Origin of the sequence: Amycolatopsis sp. NPDC051903, assembly GCF_044452505.1 — a bacterium.
In the GTDB taxonomy this organism is placed as follows: domain Bacteria; phylum Actinomycetota; class Actinomycetes; order Mycobacteriales; family Pseudonocardiaceae; genus Amycolatopsis.
In genome coordinates, this window is sequence record NZ_JBITBT010000003.1 from 474,962 (window position 1) to 501,131 (window position 26,170).

Here is a 26,170-nt window from a genome sequence, read left to right on the forward strand (position 1 = left end):
CGAAGGGCCCCCGCCGCGGGCGGGGGCCCTTCGCACTGGACCTACTTGGCCTTCGTGCCCGCCGAGCCGAGAGCCTGGCAAGCCTCGACCACGCGAGCGGCCATGCCGCCCTCGGCGGCCTTGAGGTAGCTGCGCGGGTCGTAGACCTTCTTGTTGCCGACCTCGCCGTCGATCTTCAGGACGCCGTCGTAGTTCTTGAAGAAGTGGTCCGCGATGGGCCGGGTGAAGGCGTACTGGGTGTCGGTGTCGACGTTCATCTTCACGACGCCGTAGGACACGGCCTCGCGGATCTCCTCGGGCAGCGAGCCGGAGCCGCCGTGGAAGACGAGCTCGAAGGGCTTCGCGCCGGCGTCGAGGCCGAGCTTCTTGGCCGCCGCTTCCTGGCCGCCCTTGAGGACGTCGGGGCGGAGCTTGACGTTGCCGGGCTTGTAGACGCCGTGGACGTTGCCGAAGGTCGCCGCCAGCAGGTAGCGGCCCTTGTCGCCCGAGCCGAGCGCGTCGATGGTCTTCAGGAAGTCGCCCTCGGCGGTGTAGAGCTTCTCGTTGATGTCGTGGGCGACCCCGTCCTCTTCGCCGCCGACCACGCCGATCTCGACCTCGAGGATGATGTTCGCCGCGGACGTCTTGGCGAGCAGCTCCTGCGCGATCTGCAGGTTCTCGTCGAGGTCGATCGCGGAGCCGTCCCACATGTGGGACTGGAAGAGCGGGTGCTGACCGTTCTTCACGCGCTCGGCCGAGATCTCGATGAGCGGGCGCACGAAGCCGTCGAGCTTGTCCTTCGGGCAGTGGTCGGTGTGCAGCGCGACGTTGACGTCGTACTTCGCCGCCACGACGTGGGCGAACTCGGCCAGCGCGCTCGCGCCGGTGACCATGTCCTTCACCTTCTGCCCGGAAGCGAACTCCGCGCCGCCGGTGGAGAACTGGATGATCCCGTCGCTCTCCGCCTCGGCGAACCCGCGGATCGCGGCGTTCACGGTCTCCGACGAGGTCACGTTGATGGCCGGGTAGGCGAACTCGTTCGCCTTGGCCCGGTCGAGCATCTCCGCGTAGACCTCGGGGGTGGCGATGGGCATCGTTTCCTCCTCGGAACTGACTGTCTTCTCAGCCGCATCGTACGAGGTGGACCGGCCTCGTGGGCCGGTCCACCTCATGTGGGCTTTCTATGTGCCCCATCTCAAGTTGAACGATTCAGAACAACTCGGCCGCGAGCGCCCGGTACGCGGGGAACGGGTCCTCGTCCAGAACCTGGAGGTTCACGTGGTCGGCGCCGGCCTCGAGGTGCGCGCGCACGCCCGCCGCGATGGTCGGCGCGTCGCCGTGCAGGGCCAGCGCGTCGATGAGGCGGTCACTGCCCTCGCCGGCGAGGTCCTCGTCGGCGAACCCGAGCTTGCGCAGGTTCGCGGTGTAGTTGGACAGCCGCAGGTAGAACTGCACGGTCCGGCGGCCGAGCGCGCGGGCTTTTTCAGCGTCGGTGTCGAACACGATCTTGTGCTCCGGCGCGAGCAGCGGGCCTTCGCCCAGTACCTCGCGCGCGGTGCGGGTGTGCTCCGGCGTCGTGAGGTACGGATGCGCGCCGGCCGTGCGGTCGCCGGCGAGCTTGAGGACCTTCGGGCCCAGCGCCGCCAGCGCGCGGGACTCCTTCGGCACGCCCGCCGCGTCGAGCGCGTCTAGGTACTCGACGAGCGCGGTGTAGGGCTTGGTGTACTGCTGCGTCGCCTCCGGGTGGCCCGCCCCGACGCCGAGGAGGAACCGACCGGGGTGCTTGCGCTCGATCCGGTGGAACGCCTTCGCGATCGAGTCGGGGGTGTCGGCCCAGATGTTGACGATGCCGGTCGCGACGGCGAGGCGGTCCGTCGCGTCGAGCAGCTCTTCCACGATCGCCAGGTCGCCGCCGGGCGAGCCGCCGAGCCACACCGCGCCGTAGCCGAGCTTCTCCACCTCCGCCGCGAACTCGCCGTTCGTCTGCGTGGCACCACGCCAGATCCCGATCTTGCCCAGTTCGATAGCCATGAACCTTCCCAACGCACGTCGGCTTGCGGATTCTTCCGTGTTCCAAAGGTAGTTTCGTGGCATGACCAAGCTCGGCAACTCGGACCTCGACGTGTACGGCCTCAACCTGGGCTGCAACGTTTTCAACTACACCGCGGACGAAGCGACTTCCCACGCGGTGCTCGACGCCTACGCTTCAGCCGGCGGCAACTTCCTGGACACCGCCGACGTGTACGGCGGCGGGGGCGGTTCCGAAACCATCATCGGCACCTGGCTCGCCCGCCGCGGCCGCCGCGACGACGTCGTGATCGCCACGAAGGTCGGCGCCTGGGAGCAGCGCAAGGGCCTCTCGGCCGCGAACATCACCGCGGCGGCGGAGGATTCGTTGCGGCGCCTGCAAACCGATCACCTCGACCTGTACTACGCGCACCGGGACGACCAGGACACACCGCTCGAGGAGACCCTCTCGGCGTTCGACTCCCTCGTGCGCGCGGGCAAGGTGCGCTACATCGCCGCGTCGAACTACTCCGCCGAGCGGCTCGCCGAGGCACTGTCCATTTCGGACCGTGAGGGCCTCGCGCGGTACGTCGCGCTGCAGCCGCACTACAACCTCGTCGAGCGGGACTACGAGAAGGACCTCGCGCCGCTCGTGTCGCGCGAGGGCCTCTCGACGCTGCCGTACTTCTCGCTGGCGATGGGCTTCCTGACCGGCAAGTACCGCTCCCACGACGAACTCGGCGACTCCCCGCGCGCCCCGCGGGCCGTGAAATACCTGGACGAGCGCGGCTCCCGGGTGCTCGCGGCGCTCGACTCCGTGGCCGCCGCGCACGGCACGTCGGTCGCCGCCGTGGCGTTGGCGTGGCTGCGTGTGCAGCCGACGGTGGGGGCGCCGATCGCGAGCGCCAGGACGACGGAGCAGCTGACGGACCTGATCGCGTCCGTGTCGCTGGACCTGACGGACACGGAGCTGGCGGAACTGAGCACCGCTTCGGCTTGATGCGCCCGGCTGCCCTCCCCGCGCCGGGGAGGGCAGCCACGGGTCAGAACGCGCTGATGTTCTGCGCGCGTTCCCGGCGCGTCAGCGTGCTGACGACGGCGCCCTGACCGTGCCGGCGGACGGCGAGCCGGGCGAGCAGCGCCAGCACCGGCGCGAAGGCCGCGTCGGGGAATTCGGGCGCCGGCACGTCGAGGCTCGCCGCGAGGTCGGCGGAGTGGACGACCAGTTCCAGCAGGCGGGTGTGCAGGAAGTCGTCGCGGCGCAGCGACCAGCCCTGCCACGGGATGTCGACGGTGTCCGAGGCGGCGGGCAGGCGGTCGGTGACGGCGGCGAGGTCCGCGTCGAAGCGCGCCAGCATCCAGTCGACGCCCTTCGCCGCTTCGGCGTCGTCGGTGGTGCGGTCGTTGGCCGGGTCGTCCACGGATTCGGCGGTGACCCACGCGGCACGGTCGTAGTGCTCGTCGACGGCGGCGAGCGCCGGCCGGGCCGCCGGCGCCGCGAGCAGCTCGGCGGCGCGGGTCACCTGGCGGGCGAGGTGGCAGGCGAGGGCACCGACGGACAGCTCCGGCAACGCGCTGGGTTCGGCCCAGCGTTCGCGCAGGGCATCGGCGCGCAGCAGCGTCGAGCAGACGGCGGCCGCGTCGAGAAACGGCTGGTCGAGGTTCCCCACAGGCGAGTGATCCATGCCCGCATCGTGGCACCAGTCGAACCTACCGAGAAGTAGTTTACTCAGGGTAGGTTGGGGTACCGTCCCTCCCACAAGCGAGTTCAGGAGGGCACCGTGGCCATGAACGTCGACGGGAAGGTCGTGCTGATCACCGGGGCCGCCCGGGGGATCGGGGCCGGGCTGGCGGAGCGGCTGGCCGCGCGCGGGGCGAAGGTGGCGCTGGTCGGGCTGGAGGCCGAGGAGCAAGCCGCGGTCGCGGAGCGGATCGGGCCGAACGCGCGGGCGTGGGAAGCCGACGTGACCAGCTGGGACGACCTGGAAAACGCGACCGAGGGCGTGGTCGAGCACTTCGGCGGGATCGACGTCGTGATCGCCAACGCGGGCATCGCGACGGCCGGCTTCGTGCGATCCGTGGACCCGAAGGCCTTCGAGAAGGTGATCGAGGTCGACCTGCTCGGGGTGTGGCGCACGTTCCGCGTGACGTTGCCCCACGTGATCGAGCGGCGCGGGTACCTGCTGGCGATCTCGTCGCTGGCCGCGATCACGCACGCGCCCGGCATGGCGAACTACGCGGCGGCCAAGGCCGGCGTCGAGGCGTTCTCCAACAGCCTGCGCGCCGAAGTGGCGCACCTGGGCGTGAAGGTGGGCGTCGCGCACCCCACGTGGATCCGGACGAACCTGGTCGAGAGCGCCGACGCGCACCCGGTGTTCGGCAAGCTCCGCGCGTCGATGCCGGGGCTGATCGGCAAGACGTACCCGCTCGACGTGGCCCTCGACGACCTCGAAGCGGGCATCCTCAAGCGCGCGCGGACGATCCACGTGCCACGCTGGGTCGGCGGCCTGAAGCTGCTGCGCGCGTTCCTGCCGCCGATCGTCGAACTCGGCAGCCGGACCCGCGTGCCGGCGGCGGACCAGGCCGCGCTGGACGACATCGAGCAGCGCGGCGCGTACGAGTCGGCGGTGACCGGCCACGGCGGACGGGCTGCGACCAAACAGGACTAGAGGAGCCGCGCATGTCCCGTCGCGACCAGATCCGCATGTCCCCGGAGGAAGTCCGGGCCTACCTCGCCGAGCAGAAGGTCATCAACGTCGCCAGCGTGGGCCCGAACGGCCGGCCCCACCTGGCGCCGCTGTGGTACTTCCCGCACGAGGACGGCGTCGCGACGTGGACCTACGGCAGCTCCCAGAAGGCGAAGAACCTCCGCCGCCTGCCGGAAGCCACGGTCCTGATCGAAAGCGGCGACTCCTACGAGAAGCTCCGCGGCGTCTCCCTCGAGGCGGACGTGCAGCTCATCGAAGACACCGACGAGGTCACGCGCATGGGCATCACCCTCATGCAGCGCTACGCCGGCGCCCAGCCCGGCGACCCGGTGCCCGACGAGCTACGCGAGTTCATCGGCCGCCAGGCCCCGAAGCGCATCGGCCTGATCTTCCACCCGACGAAGGTCGTCTCCTGGGACCACACGAAGCTCGGTGGCACGTACTGATCGATTGGCGGACCGTGCCTGGGGACTGCCCCGGGCACGGTCGCTCGGGAGGCAGTGATCCGTACCAACCAGTAGCTAGTACTTTCGGGTAACTGTTACTTGAGGTAACGTCATCTTCGGCAGACCCCCAGCGCAGCGGAGGCCGACAGATGACCGAGCGGTTCAAGGTCGTGATCGTGGGCACCGGGTTTTCCGGGCTCGGACAAGCGATCCAGCTCGAGAAGGCCGGCATCCGGGACTACGTGATCCTGGAGAAGGCCGGCGAAGTGGGCGGCACGTGGCGGGACAACTCGTACCCCGGGTGCGCCTGCGACGTGCAGTCCCACCTGTACTCGTTCTCCTACGAGCAGAACCCGGACTGGTCCCGGTCGTTCTCGCCGCAGCCGGAGATCTTCGAGTACCTCAAGGGCGTCGCGGACAAGTACCGGCTGCGCGAGCGGATCCGGTTCGGCGTGGAGATCACAGGCGCGCACTGGGACGAGGGCGAGCGCCGGTGGACCGTGACGACCAAGGGCGGCGCGGAGTTCTCGGCGCAGTTCCTCGTGTCGGGTGTCGGTGGTCTGCACATCCCGCAGATCCCGGAGCTGCCGGGCATCGAGAAGTTCGAGGGCCAGGCCTGGCACTCGGCGCAGTGGAACCACGAGTTCGACCTGCACGGCAAGCGCGTCGCCGTGGTGGGGACGGGGGCGAGCGCCATCCAGTTCGTGCCGCGGATCGCCCCCGAGGTGGCCGGGCTGACGCTGTTCCAGCGCACGCCGCCGTGGGTGATGCCGAAGCCGGACCACGCGATGCCGGGGTGGGCGAAGCGGGCGTTCCAGTACGTGCCGGGCGCGCAGCGCGTCTACCGCAACGCGCTGTACTGGCTGCTGGAATCCCGCGCGATCGGCTTCAACGGCCACCCGAAGCTGATGCAGGCCGCGGAAACGCTGGCGCGCCGGCACATCGCGAAGGCCATCGGCGACCCGCGGCTGCGCGCCAAGGTGACCCCGGACTACACCATGGGCTGCAAGCGCGTGCTGCTGTCCAACGACTACTACCCGGCGCTGAACCGACCGAACGTCGACGTGGTCACCAACGGTGTCGCCCAGGTCCGCGAACACAGCGTGGTCGACACCGCGGGCGTGGAGCACGAGGTCGACGCGATCATCTACGGCACCGGCTTCCACGTCACGGACGCGTTGGAGTACCTGGACATCACCGGCGTCGAAGGGCGCAGCCTCGCGAAAGCGTGGGCCACGGACGGGATCCGGACGCACAAGGGCATCACCGTCGCCGGTTTCCCGAACCTGTTCTTCCTCCTCGGCCCGAACACCGCGCTGGGCCACAACTCCGTGGTGTTCATGATCGAAGCGCAGTCGCGCTACGTCGTCGACGCGATCAAGCTCGCCGAGTCCCACGGCGCCGCCGCGCTCGACGTGCGCCCGGCCGTGCAGGACGAGTTCCAGCGCGAGATCCAGGACAAGCTCGTCAAGGGCGTGTGGACGCAGGGCGGCTGCACGAGCTGGTACCTCGACGCCAAGGGCGTGAACCGCACGATCTGGCCCGGCTTCACGTGGAAGTACTGGCTGCAGACGCGCCGCGTCGAGCCCAGCGACTACGAGCTCACCGGCCGCCCGTCGTGAGCACCGACCACGAGCAGATCGTCCTGCGCGCCCGCGACGTCCGGTTCGACTGGGCCGCGCTGCCGATGCACTGGATCCCCGGCGAACCGCAGGCCACGCACAGCATCAACGTGCTGCACATCGCCCTGCCCGAAGGCGAACGCTGGTTCGTCGAGGTCTTCAAACAGGCTGTGCCGCTGATCCGCGACGAGCGCCTCAGGCAGGACGTGCTCGGCTTCATCGGTCAGGAAGCCGTGCACGCCGAGGCCCACGACGGCGCGGCGCGGCACCTCGAAGCGACGGGGCTCGACGTGCGGCCGTTCGTGGCCCAGATGGAATGGGTGTTCCGCCGTCTCCTGGGCGAGCGGCCGGGCGCCGGCGAGGAGTGGCTCGTCGAACGGCTCGCGCTGATCGCCGCGATCGAGCACTACACGGCGTTCCTCGGCCAGTGGGTGCTCGACGCGAGAGCGCTCGACGACGCCGGTGCCGACCCGACGATGCTCGACCTGCTGCGCTGGCACGGCGCGGAAGAGGTGGAGCACCGCTCGGTGGCGTTCGACCTGTTGTGCCACCTCGACGGCCGCTACTCGCGCCGCGTGCGCAGCATGGCGGTGGTGACGCCGGTGCTGGCGTGGATCTTCGTGCGCGGCACGCGGTTCCTCCTGCGCAACGACCCGGCGCGGCCCGGCCGCGCGAGCTGGCGCGCATACCTGAAGGCCGCGCGGCAGGGCGTCGTCCCCGCGCCGCGCGAGCTGCTGAAGGAGATCCGGCCGTACTTCCGCCGTTCGTACCACCCGGTGGAAACGGGCAACACCGACCAAGCCGTCGCGTACCTCGCGAGCTCACCCGCGGCCCGGGCGGCCGATTCGCCGACGTGATCCCGGACTTCCCGGCCCGGCTCGACGGCACCGGCCGTCGCGACCGGCTGATGTCCACTTTGGTCGGTGTCGGCGCCGCGTACCGGCGGCTCGCGCAGCTCTCCGGCAAACGCCGCCCGCCGGTACGGGCAGTGGACCGGACCATTCCGCTGGTAGTCACGGCCGTGACACCGGAAGCCGAGGACGTCGTCTCCCTGCGGCTCGCCTCGGGACGGCCGCTGCCGGGCTGGCGGCCGGGCGCGCACGTCGACCTCGTGCTGCCCTCGGGCCGCGTGCGGCAGTACTCGCTGTGCGGCGACCCGGGCGACCGCTCCCACTACCGAGTCGCCGTGCGGCGGATCGGCGAGGCGTCGCGCGAGGTCCACGCGCTGCGGCCCGGCGCGGAGGTGGCCGTGAAGGGACCGCGCAACGCGTTCCCGTTCGTCGCCGCGGACTCGTACCTGTTCGTCGCGGGCGGGATCGGGATCACGCCGGTCCTGCCGATGGTCCGCGCGGCGGCCGCGCGCGGCGCGCGGTGGCGGCTCGTCTACACGGGACGCTCACGCGCGTCGATGCCGTTCCTGGAAGAACTTTCGCGTTTGCCGGACGAGCACGTGTGGCTCCGGCCCGACACCGAGTACGGGATCCCCGCCTCGGGCGCGGAGCTGCTGGAGGGCGTGCCCGACGGTGCGTCGGTCTACTGCTGCGGGCCGGTGCCGATGATCACGGGCGTGCGCGTGGATCTGGCGCGCACGGGCGCGAAAGCCGTTTACTTCGAACGGTTCTCGACGCCGCCGATCGTCGGCGGCGAACCGTTCCGGGTCGTGCTGCGCCGCAGCGGGCGGACGCTCGACGTGCCGGCCGACCGGGCGACCCTCGACGTGGTGCGCGAAGTGCTCCCCGACGTGCCGTTCTCCTGCCGCCAGGGCTTCTGCGGCACCTGCGCCGTGGCGACGCCGGACGGCGGGTCCGTGCGGATCTGCGTGGACCGCGGACCCGCCGTCCTGGAGCTGTGATCAGGCCCGCGGCACCCAGGCGCCGAGCACCGGCTTGTACTCGCGCACGGTGCGTTCGGCGACCACCCCTTCGCGCTGGTAGGGGTCGTCGTCGATGAGTTCCTTGAGCGCCGCTTCGTCGTCGGCCTGCCACAGGACCAATCCACCGGAGTTGTCGGCGAGCGGGCCCGCGACGGCCACGCGGCCTTCGGCGGAGTGCTTGCTCAGCCACTCACGGTGACGCGGCCGCACGTCGGCCACCTTGTCCTGCACGTAACGGATTTCGACGAGGTACCAGGCCATGTGGATCTCCCGGGTGAGTGCTGCGGTGACGCCGCGAACGCTACCGGGCAACAACGGGCAGTCCCAGCATCCGAGCAGTGGCGTGAGCAGGCCGACCCGATACGCTAGGGCTCGCGTGAGACCGCTCGGCGCAGGGCACCACCGGAGTCGAGACCAGGCGAGAACAGGCAGGGGTACATGCTGGAGGGCAACGCGGAGCACGAGGTCGAACGCAGTGTCGAAGCGACGCTCGGGCACCTGCGGACCATGGACGGACCGGTCCCGGCGCAGCAGCCGAGCGCGCCGCTGACCCTCGAGGACCTCTACCGCCAGCACCGGATGCGGCTGGTCCGCCTCGCGATCCTGCTGGTCGACGAGCCGGCGACGGCGGAGGACGTGGTGCAGGAGGCCTTCACCGGTCTGCACCGCAACTGGGGACGGCTGCGCGACGCGGCCGCCGCCGTGGGTTATCTGCGCACCGCCGTGGTCAACGGATCACGCAGCGTGCTGCGCCGGCGGAAAACCGCGCGCGAGTACGTGCCGCCGCACGCGGTGAACGCGCGCTCCGCCGAGAGCCTCGCCATGCTGTCGAGTGAACACCAGGCGGTGGTGAACGCCCTGTCCAAGCTGCCGCCGCGGCAACGGGAAGTGCTGGTGCTGCGGTACTACGGCGGCCTGAGCGAGGCCGAGATCTCCGAGGCCGCGGGGATTTCGAAGGGTACCGTTAAATCAACCGCCAGCCGGGCGCTGGAGGCCCTGCAGAAGGCTATGCAGACACCGCAGTGACCCGGGTGGACCAATCTCGATCACTGAGTTGCGTAGCCATGTCTGGTCCAGACCAATATATGCTGGAGGGCGTGAAGCACGCCGGAGACTTCGTCATCACGGGCGGCCGCGTCGCCGCCCCGGACCGCGTACTCGACGACGGCTGGCTGGCCGTCTCGGACGGGCGGATCGCCGCGGTGGGCTCGGGCACGCCGCCGGGCCGCCCGGAAGCCGAGGTCGTCGACGTGGGCGGGGCGCTGGTGGTGCCCGGGTTCGTCGACACCCACTGCCACGGCGGGGGCGGCGGCTCGTTCTCCACGCTGGACCCGGACGAGATGCTCACGGCCGTGCGGGCGCACCGGCGCCACGGCACCACGACCACGCTCGCGAGCCTGGTCTCGGACCCGATCGACGTGCTGACCGACCAGATCGCCGCGCTGCGCGAGCTCGTGCAGGACGGCGAACTGGCCGGCATCCACCTGGAGGGCCCGTTCATCTCACGCGCCCGCTGCGGCGCGCACGATCCGGACACGCTGCGGGAACCGGACACGGGCACCGTCGAGAAGCTGCTGCGCGCGGGCGCCGGCACGATCCGGATGGTCACGCTCGCACCGGAGCTGAACGGCGGCGTGAAGGCCGTGCGGCAGCTCGCCGAGTCGGGCGTGATCGCGGCGGTCGGGCACACCGACGGCGTCGCCGAGCAGCTCACCCCGGCCATCGACGCGGGCGCGACGGTCGCGACGCACCTGTTCAACGGCATGCGCCCGCTGCACCACCGCGAACCCGGGCCCGTCGGCGTGCTGCTGGACGACCCGCGCGTGACGATCGAGCTGATCGTCGACCTCGTGCACCTGCACCCGACCGTGGTGCGGCTGGCCGCGTCGCACGCCGGCAACGGGCGCACGGTGCTGATCACCGACGCCATGTCGGCCACCGACGCCGCCGACGGCCGCTACACGCTGGGCCGCCTGGCGGTCGACGTGCACGACGGCGTCGCCACCCTCGACAACGGTTCGCTGGCCGGCAGCACGTTGACGATGGACAACGCCTTCCGCAACTTGGTGAAGGGTGCCAAACTCGGTGTCCTCGACGCCGTCCGGGCGACCTCCGGGCGCCCCGCCGAGCTGCTGGGCATCGCGGACCGCACCGGGTCGCTGCGGCCCGGCCTGGCTGCCGACCTCGTCGTGCTCGACGACGACCTGCGCCCGGTCCGGGTGCTGCGCCGGGGCGAGTGGGTCGCGGAGGTCGGCCGGGCTACCTTGAGCACGTAACCGCACCGACACGGGGGAAGACGGACAGGCATGACCGAGCCGAAGGACCCGGAGCGACTGCTGGCCGACGCCCTGCGCGCCCAGGCCGTGTTCGCACCGCACACGAGCTCGCAGCCCGCGTCCGCCCCCGGCGACTCGACGGGCACCACCGACGAGCTGCCACCGCGCTACGGCCTCCTTTCCGGCGCCGGCGCCGACTCGCTGGCCCGCGAACGCGCCGCCCTCGACGACGCCGCCGGCCAGCGCACCACGCCCGTGGCGCCCGATCCGCCGACGGTCCGCCAGTCAGCTCCGGCACCCGCGCCGTTGCCGGCGTTGTGGGTGCTGCTGCTGGCGCTCCTGCTCGGGCTGGCGGCCGGTTCGGTGATCGGGTTGCTCACACTGGTCTGACCCGGGGGTTTCCCCACTCCTGAAAACCCCACGACCTGCGGTTGTTCTCCCTGTGCCGGTACTCAGCGTCACCCCTGTACCGTTTTCGGTGTGATTCTCGCCCAGAGCACAGTGACGACCATGTCCATCCTGCCGTCCTGGCTGGACCCGGAGCAGCTGCTGTCCGGCCTGACTGTGCCGGTCATCGCGGTGCTCTGCCTGATCATCTTCATCGAGAGCAGCATCTTCCCGGTCCTGCCGGGCGATTCGCTGCTGTTCACCGCGGGCCTGTTCATCGCCAACGGCACGCTCGACGCGCCGCTGTGGGTGGTGTGCGTGCTGGTCACCGTGGCCGCGCTGCTGGGCAACGTCTGCGGTTACTACATCGGCTACTTCGTGGGCCCGAAGCTGTTCAACCGGCCGGATTCGAAGTTCTTCAAGAAGGAGTACGTCGACAAGACGCACGCCTTCCTCGACCACCACGGGCCCAAGGCCGTGGTGCTGGCGCGGTTCGTGCCGTTCGTGCGGACGTTCATCACGTGGATCGCCGGCATCGGGCGCATGGATCCCAAGCGCTACTTCACCTACACCGTCCTGGGCGGGATCCTGTGGGCCGCGGGGATCACCGTGCTGGGCGCGCTGCTGGGCAACATCGGCTTCATCCGCAACAACGTCGACGCCATCTTCGTGGTGATCGTGCTCGTGTCGGTCCTGCCGATCCTGTTCGAGTACCTCAAGGGCCGCCGGGAAAAGAACGCGCACGCCGCCACCGCGCCCGAGACCGACCCCGAGGTCACGCAGCGGATCCCCCGCGTGCGCGACTGACTCCCGAGACACGAAGGAACGGCGCCGCCCGTGCCGGGCCGGCGCCGTTCTTCGTGCCAGGAGTGGCTTTCAGAACCTCAGTCGGTCAGCGAGAACATCGAGCCCGGGTTGAACAGGTTCTCCGGGTCCAGCGCCTGCTTGAGCTGCCGGTGCACGCGCAGGCCGACCGGGCCGATCTCGCGGGCGAGCCAGTCGCGCTTGATCTTGCCGACGCCGTGCTCACCGGTGACCGTGCCGCCGAGTGCCAGACCCACCTCGAGGATCTCGTCGAACGCCTGCTGCGCGCGGGCGAATTCGTCCTCGTCGTCCGGTGAGTACACGATCGTCGGGTGCATGTTGCCGTCGCCGGCGTGGCCGACCACGGCGATCTTGAGGCCGACCTTTTCACTCACCTGCTCGCAGCCGCGGATGAGCTCGGCGATGCGGGTGCGCGGCACGCACACGTCGTCGGTGAGCCAGACGCCGTAGGTCTCCAGCGCGGTCAGGACCACGCGGCGGGCCTGCAGCAGCATCTTGCCCTCTTCGAGGTCGTCGGTGGCGTAGACCAGGTCGGCGCCGCAGTCGGCGCTGATCTGCTCCAAAACCGCCAGCTCGCGCAGCGCGGCCTCGCCGCCGAGGTCCGACTGGGCCAGCAGCAGCGCCTGGCAGTCGGAGCCGGCGCCCAGATCCGTGTTCAGGTACGCCTCGGACGCCTTGATCGAAGCCGCGTCCATGATCTCCAGCAGCGACGGCACGAGCCCTTCGCGCACGACCCGCGCGACGGCCTCGCCGGCCGCTTCCGTCGTGGAGAAGCCGGCGACGAGCGTCGCGGGCGCCTGCGGCAGCGGCCGCAACGCGAGCGTCGCCTGCGTGATCACGCCGAGCGTGCCCTCGCTGCCGATGAACAGCTTCGTCAGGTCGTAGCCCGCCACACCCTTCACGGTGCGGCGGCCGGTCTCGAGCAGCGACCCGTCGGCGAGCACGACCTGCAGGCCGAGCACCGAGTCGGTGGTCACGCCGTACTTCACGCAGCAGAGGCCGCCGGCGTTGGTGGAGAGGTTGCCGCCGATCGTGCACCAGTCGTAGCTCGACGGGTCGGGCGGGTAGAAGAGGCCGTGCTTCTCCACGGCGTTGCGGAACTCGAGGTTGACGACGCCCGGTTGCACCACCGCGAGCCGGTTGCCCGGGTCGATCTCGACGATCTCGTCGAGCTTGGTGAGCACGAGGACCACGCACCCGTCGATGGCGTTGGCGGCCCCGGACAGGCCGCTGCCCGCCCCGCGCGGCACCACCGGCACCCGCGCCTCGGCGCACGCTTTGACGACCGCCTGCACCCCCGCGGTGTCGACGGGCAGCACCACCGCCAGCGGCTTGCCCGAGGGCGCGAGCGGCATCATGTCGCGCGCGTAGCTTCCGGTCACGTCGGGATCGGTGAGAACGGCGTCCTTGCCGAGCTCGTCGCGAAGTCGCTGGATGAGGGCGTCGTTGCTCATGGGGTCATCGTAAAGCCAGATGTCCGCACTGCGGAACAAAAATTCCGATTTCGCCAGAACGGCTCAGCGCGCCAAGCCGTACACCCGGTCGACCTTGATCGTGAGCACCAGCCGCTGGTCCGCGACCATCGCCTCGCGGTACTCGTCCCAGTCCGGGTGCTCGCCGGCGACCTTCCGGTACAGCTCGATCAGCGCCTCGACGGTCGCGTCGTCCTTGGCCGCGGCGACCGGCGTCAGCGACGCCTCGCCCTCCGCCACGGCGTACGACCAGCCGTTCTCGCTGCCGACGTGGAAGCTCACGCGCGGGTCGCGGCGCATGTTCTTCGTCTTGGCGCGCGTCTCGGTGATCGACACCTGGATCGTGCGGTTCTCCGGGTCGAAGTGGTGGCTGACGGTCGACAGCTGCGGCCGTCCGTCGCGCTTGAGCGTGGCCAGGACCCCGGTCTTGCCGGAGCCGATGAGGGAGTACAGGGCTGTGTCGTCGGTCATACCTCCATCCAACCCGTCACACTCCGCTTTGTTCCCCCGTCGTCTGACCAGGGAGAATGAAGTCGGGAGAAAACGGACGAACACCGTCCGGTGAAAATCTGCTTGCATGCAACAACTAAAGTGTGATGCGACACAACCGGGGTCCGCGAGCTTGCGCGAAGCACAGATCAGGAACACTCTTGCTCTAGGCAACTAGTTGCAGCCGCCAAACAACCGGTTCGTTCACCGCGAGAAAGATCCACCGAATGGCACCGAACAGCTCCGCCACCAGGCCCAAGGGCGAGCTCGACCTGGCCGACCAGCTCGGCCACGAGCTCGTCCGGTTCGTGCGCTTGATCACCAAGGCGAAGACGCAGGTCGCCGCGCAGGGTCCGGACGGCATCGAGAGGGCCGCCTACGCGATCCTCTTCTGCCTCATCCACGAGGGCCCGCAGCGCACCAGCAAGCTCGCCGAGTTCCTGCACTCCGAGATCTCCACGATCAGCAGGCAGTCGAGCGCCCTCGTCCAGCACGGTCTCGTGGAGCGCCAGGCCGACCCCGAGGACGGCCGCGCGTGCCTGCTCGCGCCGACCACCGAAGGCCTGCGGGTCTTCGAGGAGAACCGCAAACAGCGCAACGTCTGGCTCGCCGACGTCCTCGGCGACTGGACCCAAGAGGACCGGGAAACCCTCAACGAGCTGTTCGGGCGGCTCAACACCGATATCGAGAACAACTTTCCAGACATGGGCGACACCACCGTGCCGCAGCAGTCCAAGGGGGCCTAGGAAAAACATGACGTCAACCGTCCAGAAAGAACCTCAGCAACGGGTGGGCGAACCCGTTGCCGGCGCTGACGCACTGGGGCTGAGTCACCGCCAGATCCTCACGATCATCAGCGGCCTGATGTGCGGCATGTTCCTCGCCGCGCTCGACCAGACGATCGTGAGCACGTCGATCGTCCGGATCGCCAACGACCTGCAGGGCTTCGACCTGCAGGCGTGGGTGACCACCGCGTACCTGATCACGTCGACCATCGCGACGCCGATCTACGGCAAGCTCTCCGACATCTACGGCCGCAAGCCCTTCTACCTCGCGGCGATCGCCATCTTCGTCGCCGGTTCACTGGCTTCGACCTTCTCGCAGTCGATGTACGAACTGGCCGCTTTCCGCGCCGTCCAAGGCATCGGCGCCGGCGGTCTGATGTCGCTGGCCCTGACGATCATCGGCGACATCGTGCCGCCTCGCCAGCGGGCGCGGTACCAGGGTTACTTCCTCGCCGTGTTCGGTCTGTCCACGGTGATCGGCCCGGTGCTGGGCGGGTTCTTCGCGGGCTTCGACAGCCTCGCCGGCATCGCCGGCTGGCGCTGGGTCTTCCTGATCAACGTGCCGATCGGCGTCATCGCGTTCCTCGTGGTGGGCCGCGTCCTCAACGTGCCGCACAGCCGCCAGAGCCACCGGATCGACTGGTGGGGCGCGCTGGCTCTGGTCATCGCCGTGGTGCCGTTCCTGATCGTGGCCGAGCAGGGCCAGAAGTGGGGCTGGGGCGACACCAAGTCGATCCTCTGCTACGCCGTCGGCGGCTTCGGCGTGATCCTCTTCATCGTCATCGAGAAGCTGATGAAGAACGCGGCGCTGATCCCGTTGCGGCTGTTCAAGAACTCGACGTTCACCGTCGCGATCGTCGGTGGTGTCATCGTCGGTGTCGCGATGTTCGGCGCGATCACGATGATCCCGCAGTACTACCAGGTGGTGCTGGGTTACTCGCCGACCGCGTCGGGGCTGCTGATGCTGCCGCTGATGGCCGGCATCATGACCGGTTCGATCCTGTCGGGCCGGATCACGTCGAAGACCGGGCGCTACAAGGTTTTCCCGGTCGTCGGCACCCTGCTGATCGCCGGCGGCGCGATCATCTTCGCCCAGGTCAAGTACGACTCGAAGCTGTGGCTGCCGATGGTCGCCGCCGCCGTGATCGGCCTCGGCCTCGGCCAGTGCATGCAGACGCTCGTCATCGCGGTGCAGAACGCCGGGCCGCGCAGCGACATCGGGGTGTCGACCGCGTCGGCCACGTTCTTCCGCCAGATCGGTGGTACGGCGGGTGTCGCGGTCTTCCTGACCATCCTGTTCAACGTGCTGCCGGGCAACATCACCAAGGCCTTCGGCGGGCACGCGCCTGCCGGAGCCGGTGGGCAGCTGGCCAGCCTCTCGAGCAACACCAGCGTCATCCAGACGCTGGAGCCCGCGGTCCGGACACCGATCCTCATCGGGTTCACCGAGTCGATCACCACGGTGTTCTACGTCGCCGGTGCGGTGTCGCTGCTCGCCACGCTCGTGCTGCTGTTCATGAAGGAGATCCCGCTCGCGGGCACCGCCCCGGCGGCCGCGGCGATGGAAGGCGGCGAGGCGCTGCTCGACACGGACGACGAGCCGGTGGCGACCACGGTCGACGACGCGGTCCACGCGGGTTCGCTGTTCGAGGAGCAAAAGCCGCGGGAACCCGTTCTCGCCGGCGTGGGTGGAAGGCACGCGATGAGCAACAACGGTCACGGTGACCCGGAGGCGGTTTCGGGCTCGCTGCCCATGCCGATCACGAACTCGGTCGCGGGTGCGGGTGTCGACGTGCCGCTGGGCGCGGGCGGTCCCCCGGTGACCGGCCACGTGCGCCGGCAGGACGGCAGCCACGTCAGCGCCGCCGCGCTGACCCTGATCGACCAGCAGGGTCGCCAGGTCGCGCGGGCGACCGGCAACGGCGACGGCAGCTACTCGGTGCCGACGCAGGGCCCGGGCACGTACGTGCTGATCGTGGCCGCGCCCGGCCACCAGCCGCAGGCCTCCAGCGTGGTGGTCGGCGGCGGGCCGGCGAAGCTCGACGTGACGCTCACCGGCTCGGGCGAGCTGACCGGCGTCGTGCGGTCGGTGGGGATCGGCTCCCCGCTGGCCAACGCGACCGTGACGCTCACCGACTCGCGCGGCGAGGTCAACGGCGCCTTCATCACGGCCGACGACGGTGTCTACACCTTCAGCGGGGTCGGCGCGGGCCAGTACACGCTGGTCGCCAGCGGTCCGCACTACCGCCCGGTGGCGGTCACCCTGACCGTGCCCGACAGCGGCGTGCTGCGCCACGACGTCGAGCTGGCCGGGGCCGTGCTGCTGCAGGGCGTCGCGCGCACCGAGGGCGAGCGGATCGTGCCGGACGCGCGGATCACCGTGCTCGACGCGAACGGCAACGTCGCGGCGGTGGCCCGCACCGACGGTGAGGGCCGCTACGTGGTGAGCGACCTTCCGGTCGGCGCGTACACGGTGGTGGCGAGCGGTTACCCGCCGGCCACCAGCCAGGTGACGCTGTCGGACGGCGAAGCCGAGCACGACGTGCGCCTGAGCTACGACCAGGCACTCGACGAGCTGGTCGACCGCTCATGACCGCGGGCCTGCGAGGACAGCTGCGGGCCAACGGCGGCTGGCCGGTCGAGAACGCCGTGCTCACGGTGACCGACCTCAACGGCCGCCAGGTCGCCCGTCAGATCACCGACGCGAAGGGGGCAGTGGCCACCGACCCGCTGCCCCCGGGCGTCTACACCGCCGTGATCACGGCGCCGGGGTACAGCCCGACCGCGCGCACGGTGCAGATCGGCTCCGACGGTGCCGGGCTCCTGGGCGACATCGCATTGGCCCCGGTGGCCGAGGCCGTCGAGCTGCCGCCGGCCGGGCCGTGGACGATCGACCCGGTGCACTCGTCGGTGGTCGCCACCGCGCGGCACATGGGCATCGCGAGCATCAAGGTGCGGTTCCCGGACGTCGGCGGGCGCATCGAGATCACGCGCCCGGTGGAGCGTTCGACGGTGCGCGCCGAGATCAAGGCGGGCAGCATCGAGACCGGCATCAAGATGCGCGACGACCACCTGCGCTCGGCCGAGTTCCTCGACGTGGAGGCGTACCCGCTGATCACGTTCGAGAGCACGGGCCTGTCGCAGCGCGGCGCGGACACGTGGACGCTGCTGGGTGAGCTGACGCTGCACGGCGAACGCCGTCAGGTGGAGCTCGACCTGCGCTACCAGGGCCACGGCCCGGACCCGTGGGGCGGCGTGCGCGCCGCGTTCCACGCCGAAACGCAGCTGCACCGCAACGACTTCGCGATCAACTACAGCGCGATGGTCCGCGCGGGCGTCGCCGCGATCGGCACCACGGTGAAGGTGGAGCTGGACATCGAAGCGGTGCAAGGCGAGTCCCTGCCCCAGTTCTGACCAAGTTCTGACGCGTTTTCCAACGGGCCGCCCGGGAACTGTTCCGGGCGGCCCGTTCGTTTCGTCGACGGTGCGTGTTTTCGCCGCGCCAGGTGAACGCGCCGTTCATCGCAGGAATACCGAAAGTGACCGGAAGGCAGGATTAGATGGTTCCGTATTCCACGCTGATAACGGCCACGTAGGCTCTCCGCGTGAACGTCGCAAGCATCGAGGCCGCCGGCGTCGGCGTGAGCTGGCTGGACACCGCCGGCCCGCTGCTCGTGTGGGTCATCGTGCTTTCCTTCGTGTTCGTCGAATGCGCGCTCATCGTCGGGCTCTTCCTGCCCGGCGATTCGCTGCTCTTCGGCGCGGGTGTGGTGCTGGCGCAGCACGGTTCCGACGCGAACGCGTGGCTGCTCTCGGGCGCCGCGCTCGTCGTCGCCGTCGGCGGCAACCAGGTGGGCTACTACATCGGCCGCAGCACCGGCACGCGCTTGATCGCGCGCCGCGGCGGCAAGGTGCTCAACCGGCACAACCTCGATCGCGCACAACGGTTCCTGGACCGCAAGGGGTTCTTCGCGATCGTCGCCGCGCGCTGGATCCCGTGGATCCGCACGCTCGCGCCGCTCATCGCGGGGGCCGCCCGCATGGACTCGCGCCGCTTCCTCGTCGCGACCAGCCTGGGCGGCCTGCTGTGGGTGCCCACGCTCGTCCTGTTGGGCTACTACGGCGCCGGCTTGCTCGACGTCCTGCCGTGGCTCAAGACGGCGGCGCTGTGGGTGAGCGTGGCGTTCTTCGTGTTCGGCACCGGTTACGGCGTCCTGCGCTACCGCCAGGAGATGCGCCGCCCGGTCGACGAGCGCGAAGACGCCACCGCGGCCACGGTCACCGAGCAGGGCTGAGCCCGCTCTACAGCTCCGGGTCGGACCAGATCTCGAGCTGGATGCCGTCCGGGTCGCGGAAGATGATGACCGACGAGCCTTCGAAGGTGCGCGAGGTCCGCGGCGGGTGGTAGGAGACGCCGTACTCGGCCAGGCGGGTTTCCCACTCGCAGAGTTCCGCTTTGGACGACACGGAGAACGCGACGTGGTCGAGGCCCGTGCGGCGTTCGTCGAACGCGCGGCGTTCGGTGTCCGGGTGCTGCACGAGGACGACGGAGAAGCCGTCGCCGGCGGATTTGAGCACCACCTTGTGGACGCCCGTCTCGGGGTCTTCGCGGCGGTGACTCTCTTCGAGGTCGAGCACCCGTGCGTACCACGGGACGCTTCGTTCCACATCGGTCACGGTGAGCGCCAGATGGTGCACAGACGTGAGCTTGGGCATGGTGTGAGCGGCCGTCCTTTCCGACCCCCGGCTGCGCAGCGGGGCGCTCGCCACCCAACCCTGTGACCCGGCGCCGCCGCGCCCGCGGGGCGATTCCACGGCCCCGAGAGCTCCACCAGGGTGACACAGCCGCCCCGATCGGGCGGACGGGTTCACCGACTTCCGCCACGAATCGTGATCTCGTCGTCGCCCGGCGTCCCACTTGACGGGATGACGCCGAGACGAGACCGGACCGTCACCGCCAGGCAATCCCGGTCCGGCAGCCCACAGAGTGGGACACGGCTTCAGCGTCCGCCGCCGACCTCCAGCACGGCGCCGGCGGTGAACGACGACGACGGCGACAGCAGCCACAACACCGCTTCGGCGATTTCCGCCGGCTCACCCGGGCGCCCCAGCGGAATGGCCGGCGCCAGCCGCTCGAGCCGGTCCGGCAGCCCCGCGGCTTCGTGCAGACCCGTGGCGATCAGGCCCGGCGCCACGGCGTTCACGCGGATGCCCTCCGCGGCCACCTCCTGCGCGAGCCCGTAGGTGAGCGTGTTGACAGCCGCCTTCGTCGCCGCGTAGTGCACCCACTCGCCCGCGGAGCCCGTGCGCGCCGCCGTCGAGGAGACGTTGACGATGGCGCCACCGGGCCCGCCGTACTTCGTCGACAGCCGCCGCACGGCCTCGCGGCAGCACAGGAACACGCCGCCGACGTTGACCTCGAGCACGCGCCGCACGGTGGCCGCGCTCTGCTCGTCGAGCCGGCCCGGCGTGGGGCCGACGATCGCCGCGTTGTTCACCACGCCCGCGAGCGAACCCATCTCCCCGGCGGTGCCGAAGAGCTTGCGCACCTGGCGTTCGTCGGCGACGTCGGCCCGCACGGCGAGCGCCTTGCGCCCGTGCGCGCGCACCCGGTCCACCACTGCGGAAGCCGGCTCGGAGTCGCCGGAGTAGTTGACCACCACGTCGTACCCCCGCGAGGCGGCGAGCTCGCAGATCGCCGCGCCGATCCCGCGGCTGCCCCCGGTGACGACGAGAACTCCGGTCACAGGGCGAAGTTCACGAGCGGCAGGTTCTCCAGCACGAGGTCGGCGCGGTCGCGGGTGTTCGCGATCAAGTCGGCGTTGCGCTGGTCGGAACCGAGCGCGCGCTGCCGGGCCTCGACCAGCGACCGGCCGTAGCGGCGGTGGCGCGAAACCAGTCGTTCGATCCGCTCCGGCTCGTCGGGCGCGAGGTACCAGGCTTCGGTGAGGTGCCGGCGCACGCCGCTCCACGGGTCGTCGGGCAGCAGCAGGTAGTTGCCCTCGGTGATCACGAGCTGCACTTCGGGCGCCACCGGTACCGCGCCGGCGATGGGCTCCTCGATCTCGCGGCGGAACTCCGGTGCGTAAACGGTTTCCTCGCCGTCGGCCAGCCGGCCGATCAGGTGGACGTAGCCGGCCGCGTCGAACGTGTCCGGCGCGCCCTTGCGTTCGATGCGCCCGAGCCGCCGCAGCTCCACCTGCGCGAGGTGGAAGCCGTCCATGCCGACCACGGCCGCGCGGGAGCCGAGCGCGCTGGCGATCGCCCAGGCCAGCGTGGTCTTGCCGGAGGCAGGCGCGCCGACGATGCCCAGCACGCTGCGCTGCCGCGGCTTGGCGAGCCCTTCGGCCCGCGCCAGGAGGTCCTCGAACGCAGTCATCGCACTCCTTCTCCCAACTCCGAAACGGCCGCCGTCCACGACCGTGGCCCGACGTGGCGGACGCGCACCGCGGCCACCGCGTTCGCTTGCCGGATCCACTCGGGCACCGACGCGCGGCCGCTCGCGACCGCGTGTGCCAGCGCACCGTGCCACACATCGCCGGCGCCCAGTGTGTCCCGAGCTCCGACAACGTTGACAGGCACCTGTCCCGAGTCTTCCGCACTGCTCCAGCGAACGGGATCCGGCCCCGCGGTCACGATCACGACGGGCACTCCCCGTTCACGCAGGTTCGCGCCGGGCGCGCGGAAGTGCGCGGAGCACGCGGCGACGTCGACCAGCGGCAACAGTTCGTCCAGGACGGGTTTCCAGCTGCCGGCGTCGAGCACGACGGGCACGCCGAGTGAGCGCGCCGCGCGCGCGACCGCCAGCGCGAGCTCCGGGTGGTGACCGTCGACGAGCACCGCGCCCGCTTCCCGCACGAGCGGCTCGACGTCGCCGACGGTGAGCGGCGCGTCGGCCGCCGCGTTGCGCGAAACGACCGTGCGCTCGCCGTCGGAGTCGCGCACGACCACGGCGCTGACCGGCGGTGAGTCGGTGCGCTCGGGGTCGAGGTCCACGACGTCGACCCCGCACGCGATGAGGTCCCCGTGCGCGAGGGCCGCCAGCGGGTGCGCTCCGACGACCGTCACGAGCGTCGCGCCGGCGCCGAGCGCGGCCACGGTCACCGCGGCGTTGGTCGCGGGCCCCCCGGCCGCGACGTCGACCCGCAGCGACTGCACCTTCTCGCCCGGCGCCGGGAACTCCGACACCCGTTGCACGACGTCGACGGTGCACAACCCCGCCAGCAGCACGCGCACGTCAGGTCAGCCCGGCGTGCGTGGTGGCCGCGACCTCCACGACCCCACCTGCCTCGTCGAGCTGCAGCGCGCCCGTGAGCAGGCCGACGACCTGGTTCATCGTGTGCGTCTCCGGCGACACCACGGCCACCCGCTTGCCGAGCCGGTGCACGTGGATCCGGTCGGCGATGTCGAACACGTGCGGCATGTTGTGGCTGATCAGCACCACCGGCAGCCCGCGGTCGCGGATGCGGCCGATCAGCTCCAGCACCTTCGCGGACTCCGCGACACCGAGGGCGGCCGTCGGCTCGTCCATGATCACGGCCTTGGTGCCGAACGCGGCGGCGCGCGCCACCGCGACACCCTGGCGTTGGCCGCCGGAGAGCGTTTCGACGGGCTGCGTGATGGACTTGACCTTGATGCCCAGCTCGTCGAGGATCCGCTGCGCTTCTTTCCGCATCTCGCCCGTGTCGAGCTTGCGGCCGAGCCCGCCGAACGGCCCGCGCAGCCGCTTTTCCCGGCCCAGGAACATGTTCGACGCGATGTCCAGCGCCGGCGCGACGGCCAGGTCCTGGTACACCGTCTCGATCCCGTGGTGGCGAGCGTCCAAAGGGGACTTGAAGTGCACGACCTCGCCGTCCACGCGGATCTCGCCCGCGTCGGGGATCAGCGCGCCGGACAACGCCTTGATGAGGCTGGACTTCCCGGCGCCGTTGTCGCCGACCACGGCGAGCACCTCACCGGGGTGGAGGTCGAAGTCGGCGCCGTCGATCGCGGTCACGCGGCCGTAGCGCTTCACCAGGCCGCGAGCCGAGAGGGTGGTCTGCTTGCCGTTGTCGGAAGTCATGACTGCTGCTGCCTCCGTGCGATCCGGTCGACGACCACGGCCGCGATGAGCAGCGCGCCGGTGGCGAGGTCCTGGTAGTTGCCGTCCACGCCCATCTGCGTCAGCCCCGAGCGCAGCACGGCCACGACCAGCGCGCCGAAGAGCGTGCCCAGCACCGAACCGCGGCCGCCGAAAAGGCTGGTGCCACCCAGCACCACGGCGGTGATCGAGTCGAGGTTGCCCAGCTGGAACTGGTTCGGGTCGGCGTTGGGCGTGCGGCCGAGCGCCTGCCACGCGGCGATGCCGAAGCAGAAACCCGCGACCAGGTAGACCGAAAGCACCGTGCGGTTGACCTTGATGCCCGATAGACGCGCGGATTCCGGCGCGTTGCCCACCGCGTAGACGTGCTTGCCCCACGCGGTTTTCGTGAGCGCGTACCAGACGATCAGGAACATGATCAGCGCGAGCGTCATGCCGTAGGTGATCGGGATGCCGCCGAAGAGGTAGCGCTTGGTGCCGAGCCACTGCAGCAGCGGGTCGGTGACCGGCACAGCCTGGCCGCCGGCGATCAGCTTCGCCACGGCCGTCAGGCCGGTGAACGTGCCGAGCGTGATGATGAACGCGGGCAGCTTGACCCGCGTGACCAGCCCGCCGATGAACAGGCCGACGATCATCGTCAGCACGATTCCCGCCAGCAGCGCGACGAAGCCGTTGGTCCCGGCCGCGGCGAGCTTCGCCATGACCAGCGTGGCCACGACCATCGACGACGCGTTGGACAGGTCGATGCCGGCGATCAGGATGATCAGCGTCTGGCCGAGCGCGAGCGTGCCGACGACGAGCGACTGCTGCACGACCGTGGACAGGTTGTCGAGGTCGAAGAACGTGTCCGTGGCCAGCGAGAAGACCACGATGGCCACGATCAGCGCGAGCGCGGGGCCGACGGCGGGCGCTCGCAGGAGGAACTCGCCGAGCGACTCGCGCTCACGCGTCCCGGTCACCGTCGCCGTCGTCATTTGGTGCCTCCCCAGCAGTTCTGCAGGCCCCACGTGGTGTTCTGGCTCGGGACGCCGGGCAGGGGCTTGTCGGTGATCACGGTGGAGCCGGTGTTGACGAACCCGGTGGGCTTCTTGCCGGTCTTCGCGTACTGCACGGCGGCGAGCACGCCCTGTTCAGCCATCTTCTTGGGGAACTGCATGACGGTGGCCGCGTACAGGCCGTCCTTGACGTTCTGCACGCCTTCGCAGCCGCCGTCGATCGAGCCCATCACGAGCTGGCCGGTGAGCCCGCGGGCCTTCAGCGCGGCGTACGCGCCGCGGCCCATGGGTTCGTTCATGGAGTAGACGGCGTTGACGTCCGTGGTGCGCTGCAGGAGGTTCTCCATGCCCTGCTGGGCCTGGCTCTGGTCGCCGTTGGCGTTGGTGTGGCCCTTGATCTCGGGTGCGGAGTCCGTGAGCCCGATGCCCTTGAGGAACCCGCCGTGGCGCTGCGTGTCGACCGACGAGCCGGCGGTCCCGTCGACCATCAGCAACTTGGGGTCGGTGCCGTGCAACGCGGCTTTGACGTAGGCACCCTGCTGCTGACCGGCGGCGAAGTTGTCGGTCGCGAACGTGGCGTCGACGGCGTCCGCGGGCTCGGTGGCGGTGTCGAGCGCGATCACGAGGATCCCGGCGTCGCGGGCGTCCTTGATCGCCTTGAGCACGCCGGTGGACGAGCTCGGGGTGATCAGGATGGTGTTCACGCCCTGCTGCGTGAGGTTCTCGATGGCGCGGACCTGGCCGTCGTTGTCCCCGTCGAACTGGCCGGCGAGCGCGCTGAAGTCGGCGCCGTTGGCGGCCGCGGCCGCGCGGGCCGCGTTGCGCAGCTCGACGAAGTACGGGTTCGTGTCGGTCTTGGTGACCAGGCCGACCTTGGCCTTTCCGCTGCCGCCGGTGTTCGTGTTCCCGCCCCAGTGGCGCTCGACCGTGCAGCCGGCGGTGGCGACCGAGACGGCGGCCGCCAGAGCCAGTGCGGTGAGACTGCGCTGTCTCATGAATTCCCTCCTGCGAGGTTGCCGATGGACGGCAAGGTAGACAGACTGTCGGCACGTCGCAAGCGTTTGCGCAAACGCTTGCGAGTGAGCTCCCGTGAAGGACTGACATGCCGAGACCCCGCTCCACCCGCCCGACCCAGCGCGACATCGCCGATCTCGCCGGGGTGTCGATCACGACGGTTTCGCACGTCGTCAACGGCACGCGGGCGGTCGCGGAGGACACGAAGACCGCCGTGCTGCGGGCGATCGAGAAGACCGGCTACACGGGCGACGCAATCGCGCGTTCGCTGGTCACGGGCGGGACGCGGTCGATCGGCATGGCGATCTCGCTGGTGGCGAACCCGTACTTCGCGGCGCTGATGCAGGCGATCGAACGGGAGGCGGCGGCCAACGGGTACACCGTGCTGCTCGCCGACACGCACGACACGGTGGCGTCCGAGCGTGACGTGGTGCGGGCCCTGCGGTCCCGTCGCGTCGACGGGCTGTTGGTGACTCCTTCCCCGGGCGACGGGGCCGTGATCGGGGAGCTGGTGTCGCTCGACGTGCCGACGGTGCTGATCGACCGCCTCGCGACCCGCGGCGACGTCGACCAGGTGGGCGCGGAGAACATCCAGGCGACGTCGGCGCTCACCGCGCACCTCGCGGCGCTGGGGCACCGCCGGATCGGCATGATCTCCGGCGCGCCGGGGCTCACGACCAGTGACGAGCGCGTGCTCGGCTACCGGCTGGGGCTGGGCCGATCGGGGCTCGCGTGGTCGCCCGACCTCGTGGCCTGCGGGAACTCCCGGCGCGACGGCGGGGCGCTGGCGCTGAGCACGCTGCTCGCGCTGCCCGAGCCGCCGACCGCGCTGGTGGTGGCCAACGACAGCATGATGGTCGGCGTCCTGCACGAAGCGCGCCGGCGCGGCTTGCGCATCGGGCGCGACCTGCCGGTGGTGGTGTACGACGAAGTGGAGTGGGCCGATCTCGTGGACCCGCCGCTGACGACGATGGCGCAGCCGATCGAGGAGATCGGCCGCCAGGCCGTGCGGTTGCTCCTGGCGCGGATCGCCGACCCGTCGCGCGCGGCCGAGACGGTGCGGCTGCCGCCCACGTTGTGCCACCGAGAGTCGTGCGGCTGCTCCGGAGCGGCCTGACGGTTCACTCACACGCGTGATTCTTGGAGCTGATCAGCGCTCGCGCATCTCGGCGGGGCCCGCCCACCGGTTACCGTTGGGTAAGCACGACGACG

At 70.4% G+C, this 26,170-nt stretch carries 28 protein-coding genes; 15 read left to right on the top strand and 13 right to left on the bottom strand.

Going from position 1 to position 26,170, the window contains the following annotated elements; all coding sequences use genetic code 11:
• Window positions 1-41 precede the first annotated feature (41 nt).
• Window positions 42-1,073 (bottom strand): class II fructose-bisphosphate aldolase, encoded by a 1,032-nt coding sequence (fbaA, locus tag ACIA77_RS09830; RefSeq protein ID WP_395885397.1) that lies wholly within the window; start codon window positions 1,071-1,073, stop codon window positions 42-44.
• A gap of 115 nt (window positions 1,074-1,188) precedes the next feature.
• Complete coding sequence (locus ACIA77_RS09835) at window positions 1,189-2,010, bottom strand: LLM class F420-dependent oxidoreductase (protein ID WP_395885398.1); 822 nt, start codon at window positions 2,008-2,010, stop codon at window positions 1,189-1,191.
• Between the two features lie 61 nt (window positions 2,011-2,071).
• On the opposite strand from ACIA77_RS09835, the gene ACIA77_RS09840 reads away from it, so the two are divergent.
• Window positions 2,072-2,986 (top strand): aldo/keto reductase, encoded by a 915-nt coding sequence (locus tag ACIA77_RS09840; RefSeq protein ID WP_395885399.1) that lies wholly within the window; start codon window positions 2,072-2,074, stop codon window positions 2,984-2,986.
• A 43-nt stretch (window positions 2,987-3,029) separates the two neighbouring features.
• Here ACIA77_RS09840 and ACIA77_RS09845 read toward each other — a convergent pair whose 3' ends face one another.
• Window positions 3,030-3,671 (bottom strand): maleylpyruvate isomerase N-terminal domain-containing protein, encoded by a 642-nt coding sequence (locus tag ACIA77_RS09845; RefSeq protein WP_395885400.1) that lies wholly within the window; start codon window positions 3,669-3,671, stop codon window positions 3,030-3,032.
• A gap of 102 nt (window positions 3,672-3,773) precedes the next feature.
• Between ACIA77_RS09845 and ACIA77_RS09850 the strand changes: the two genes are divergently transcribed.
• From ACIA77_RS09850 to ACIA77_RS09870, 5 genes are all read left to right on the top strand, one after another.
• On the top strand, window positions 3,774-4,655 hold the full coding sequence (locus ACIA77_RS09850) for an SDR family oxidoreductase (RefSeq protein ID WP_395885637.1): 882 nt from the start codon (window positions 3,774-3,776) through the stop codon (window positions 4,653-4,655).
• Window positions 4,656-4,666: 11 nt separating this feature from the next.
• Window positions 4,667-5,140, top strand: coding sequence for a pyridoxamine 5'-phosphate oxidase family protein (locus ACIA77_RS09855; RefSeq protein WP_395885401.1), 474 nt, complete (start codon window positions 4,667-4,669; stop codon window positions 5,138-5,140).
• 149 nt (window positions 5,141-5,289) lie between these two features.
• Window positions 5,290-6,762 carry a flavin-containing monooxygenase gene (locus ACIA77_RS09860; RefSeq protein ID WP_395885402.1) on the top strand — a complete coding sequence of 491 codons (1,473 nt, stop codon included), beginning with the start codon at window positions 5,290-5,292 and terminating at the stop codon, window positions 6,760-6,762.
• Window positions 6,759-7,619, top strand: a complete 861-nt coding sequence (locus ACIA77_RS09865) for a metal-dependent hydrolase (protein ID WP_395885403.1) — start codon at window positions 6,759-6,761, stop codon at window positions 7,617-7,619. The genes ACIA77_RS09860 and ACIA77_RS09865 overlap by 4 nt, the downstream gene beginning before the upstream one ends.
• Window positions 7,620-7,669: 50 nt before the next feature.
• Window positions 7,670-8,614, top strand: a complete 945-nt coding sequence (locus ACIA77_RS09870) for a PDR/VanB family oxidoreductase (RefSeq protein ID WP_395885638.1) — start codon at window positions 7,670-7,672, stop codon at window positions 8,612-8,614.
• On the opposite strand, the gene ACIA77_RS09875 is transcribed toward ACIA77_RS09870, so the two are convergent.
• On the bottom strand, window positions 8,615-8,896 hold the full coding sequence (locus ACIA77_RS09875) for a YciI family protein (RefSeq protein WP_395885404.1): 282 nt from the start codon (window positions 8,894-8,896) through the stop codon (window positions 8,615-8,617).
• A 177-nt stretch (window positions 8,897-9,073) separates the two neighbouring features.
• Between ACIA77_RS09875 and ACIA77_RS09880 the strand changes: the two genes are divergently transcribed.
• The 4 genes from ACIA77_RS09880 (at window position 9,074) to ACIA77_RS09895 (ending at window position 12,105) form a co-directional block, all read left to right on the top strand.
• A complete protein-coding gene (locus tag ACIA77_RS09880; protein WP_395885405.1) occupies window positions 9,074-9,661 on the top strand; it encodes a SigE family RNA polymerase sigma factor in 588 nt (195 codons plus the stop codon).
• A 59-nt stretch (window positions 9,662-9,720) separates the two neighbouring features.
• The gene (gene nagA, locus ACIA77_RS09885) at window positions 9,721-10,911 is read left to right on the top strand and encodes an N-acetylglucosamine-6-phosphate deacetylase (protein ID WP_395885406.1); all 1,191 of its coding nucleotides are present in this window, start codon (window positions 9,721-9,723) and stop codon (window positions 10,909-10,911) included.
• Window positions 10,912-10,941: 30 nt separating this feature from the next.
• Window positions 10,942-11,301: a hypothetical protein gene (locus tag ACIA77_RS09890; protein WP_395885407.1), complete on the top strand. Its 360-nt coding sequence runs from the start codon at window positions 10,942-10,944 to the stop codon at window positions 11,299-11,301.
• A 90-nt stretch (window positions 11,302-11,391) separates the two neighbouring features.
• Entirely contained in the window at window positions 11,392-12,105 is a 714-nt protein-coding gene (locus ACIA77_RS09895) for a DedA family protein (RefSeq protein WP_395885408.1), read from the top strand.
• 77 nt (window positions 12,106-12,182) lie between these two features.
• On the opposite strand, the gene ACIA77_RS09900 is transcribed toward ACIA77_RS09895, so the two are convergent.
• Window positions 12,183-13,577: an FAD-binding oxidoreductase gene (locus tag ACIA77_RS09900; protein WP_395885409.1), complete on the bottom strand. Its 1,395-nt coding sequence runs from the start codon at window positions 13,575-13,577 to the stop codon at window positions 12,183-12,185.
• 63 nt (window positions 13,578-13,640) lie between these two features.
• Entirely contained in the window at window positions 13,641-14,066 is a 426-nt protein-coding gene (locus ACIA77_RS09905) for a PPOX class F420-dependent oxidoreductase (protein ID WP_395885410.1), read from the bottom strand.
• Window positions 14,067-14,311: 245 nt separating this feature from the next.
• On the opposite strand from ACIA77_RS09905, the gene ACIA77_RS09910 reads away from it, so the two are divergent.
• The 4 genes from ACIA77_RS09910 (at window position 14,312) to ACIA77_RS09925 (ending at window position 19,164) form a co-directional block, all read left to right on the top strand.
• Entirely contained in the window at window positions 14,312-14,830 is a 519-nt protein-coding gene (locus ACIA77_RS09910; protein ID WP_395885411.1) for a MarR family winged helix-turn-helix transcriptional regulator, read from the top strand.
• A 7-nt stretch (window positions 14,831-14,837) separates the two neighbouring features.
• On the top strand, window positions 14,838-17,462 hold the full coding sequence (locus tag ACIA77_RS09915; RefSeq protein ID WP_395885412.1) for an MFS transporter: 2,625 nt from the start codon (window positions 14,838-14,840) through the stop codon (window positions 17,460-17,462).
• A complete protein-coding gene (locus tag ACIA77_RS09920) occupies window positions 17,459-18,283 on the top strand; it encodes a YceI family protein (RefSeq protein WP_395885413.1) in 825 nt (274 codons plus the stop codon). Before ACIA77_RS09915 ends, ACIA77_RS09920 begins: the two co-directional genes overlap by 4 nt.
• A 191-nt stretch (window positions 18,284-18,474) precedes the next feature.
• The gene (locus ACIA77_RS09925; protein ID WP_395885414.1) at window positions 18,475-19,164 is read left to right on the top strand and encodes a DedA family protein; all 690 of its coding nucleotides are present in this window, start codon (window positions 18,475-18,477) and stop codon (window positions 19,162-19,164) included.
• A gap of 7 nt (window positions 19,165-19,171) precedes the next feature.
• On the opposite strand, the gene ACIA77_RS09930 is transcribed toward ACIA77_RS09925, so the two are convergent.
• The 7 genes from ACIA77_RS09930 to ACIA77_RS09960 all read right to left on the bottom strand — a co-directional run bounded on the left by ACIA77_RS09930 (window position 19,172) and on the right by ACIA77_RS09960 (window position 24,939).
• Window positions 19,172-19,585, bottom strand: coding sequence for a VOC family protein (locus ACIA77_RS09930; RefSeq protein WP_395885415.1), 414 nt, complete (start codon window positions 19,583-19,585; stop codon window positions 19,172-19,174).
• Window positions 19,586-19,869: 284 nt separating this feature from the next.
• Window positions 19,870-20,616 carry an SDR family oxidoreductase gene (locus ACIA77_RS09935; RefSeq protein ID WP_395885416.1) on the bottom strand — a complete coding sequence of 249 codons (747 nt, stop codon included), beginning with the start codon at window positions 20,614-20,616 and terminating at the stop codon, window positions 19,870-19,872.
• Entirely contained in the window at window positions 20,613-21,248 is a 636-nt protein-coding gene (locus ACIA77_RS09940; protein WP_395885417.1) for a nucleoside/nucleotide kinase family protein, read from the bottom strand. The genes ACIA77_RS09935 and ACIA77_RS09940 overlap by 4 nt, the downstream gene beginning before the upstream one ends.
• Complete coding sequence (locus ACIA77_RS09945; RefSeq protein ID WP_395885639.1) at window positions 21,245-22,099, bottom strand: PfkB family carbohydrate kinase; 855 nt, start codon at window positions 22,097-22,099, stop codon at window positions 21,245-21,247. Before ACIA77_RS09945 ends, ACIA77_RS09940 begins: the two co-directional genes overlap by 4 nt.
• Window positions 22,100-22,106: 7 nt before the next feature.
• Window positions 22,107-22,931, bottom strand: a complete 825-nt coding sequence (locus ACIA77_RS09950; protein ID WP_395885418.1) for an ATP-binding cassette domain-containing protein — start codon at window positions 22,929-22,931, stop codon at window positions 22,107-22,109.
• Entirely contained in the window at window positions 22,928-23,923 is a 996-nt protein-coding gene (locus ACIA77_RS09955; RefSeq protein ID WP_395885419.1) for an ABC transporter permease, read from the bottom strand. Before ACIA77_RS09955 ends, ACIA77_RS09950 begins: the two co-directional genes overlap by 4 nt.
• Window positions 23,920-24,939, bottom strand: coding sequence for a substrate-binding domain-containing protein (locus ACIA77_RS09960; RefSeq protein WP_395885420.1), 1,020 nt, complete (start codon window positions 24,937-24,939; stop codon window positions 23,920-23,922). The genes ACIA77_RS09955 and ACIA77_RS09960 overlap by 4 nt, the downstream gene beginning before the upstream one ends.
• A 107-nt stretch (window positions 24,940-25,046) precedes the next feature.
• Here ACIA77_RS09960 and ACIA77_RS09965 point away from each other — a divergent pair, with 107 nt between their 5' ends.
• Window positions 25,047-26,075: a LacI family DNA-binding transcriptional regulator gene (locus ACIA77_RS09965; RefSeq protein WP_395885421.1), complete on the top strand. Its 1,029-nt coding sequence runs from the start codon at window positions 25,047-25,049 to the stop codon at window positions 26,073-26,075.
• Window positions 26,076-26,170 lie beyond the last annotated feature (95 nt).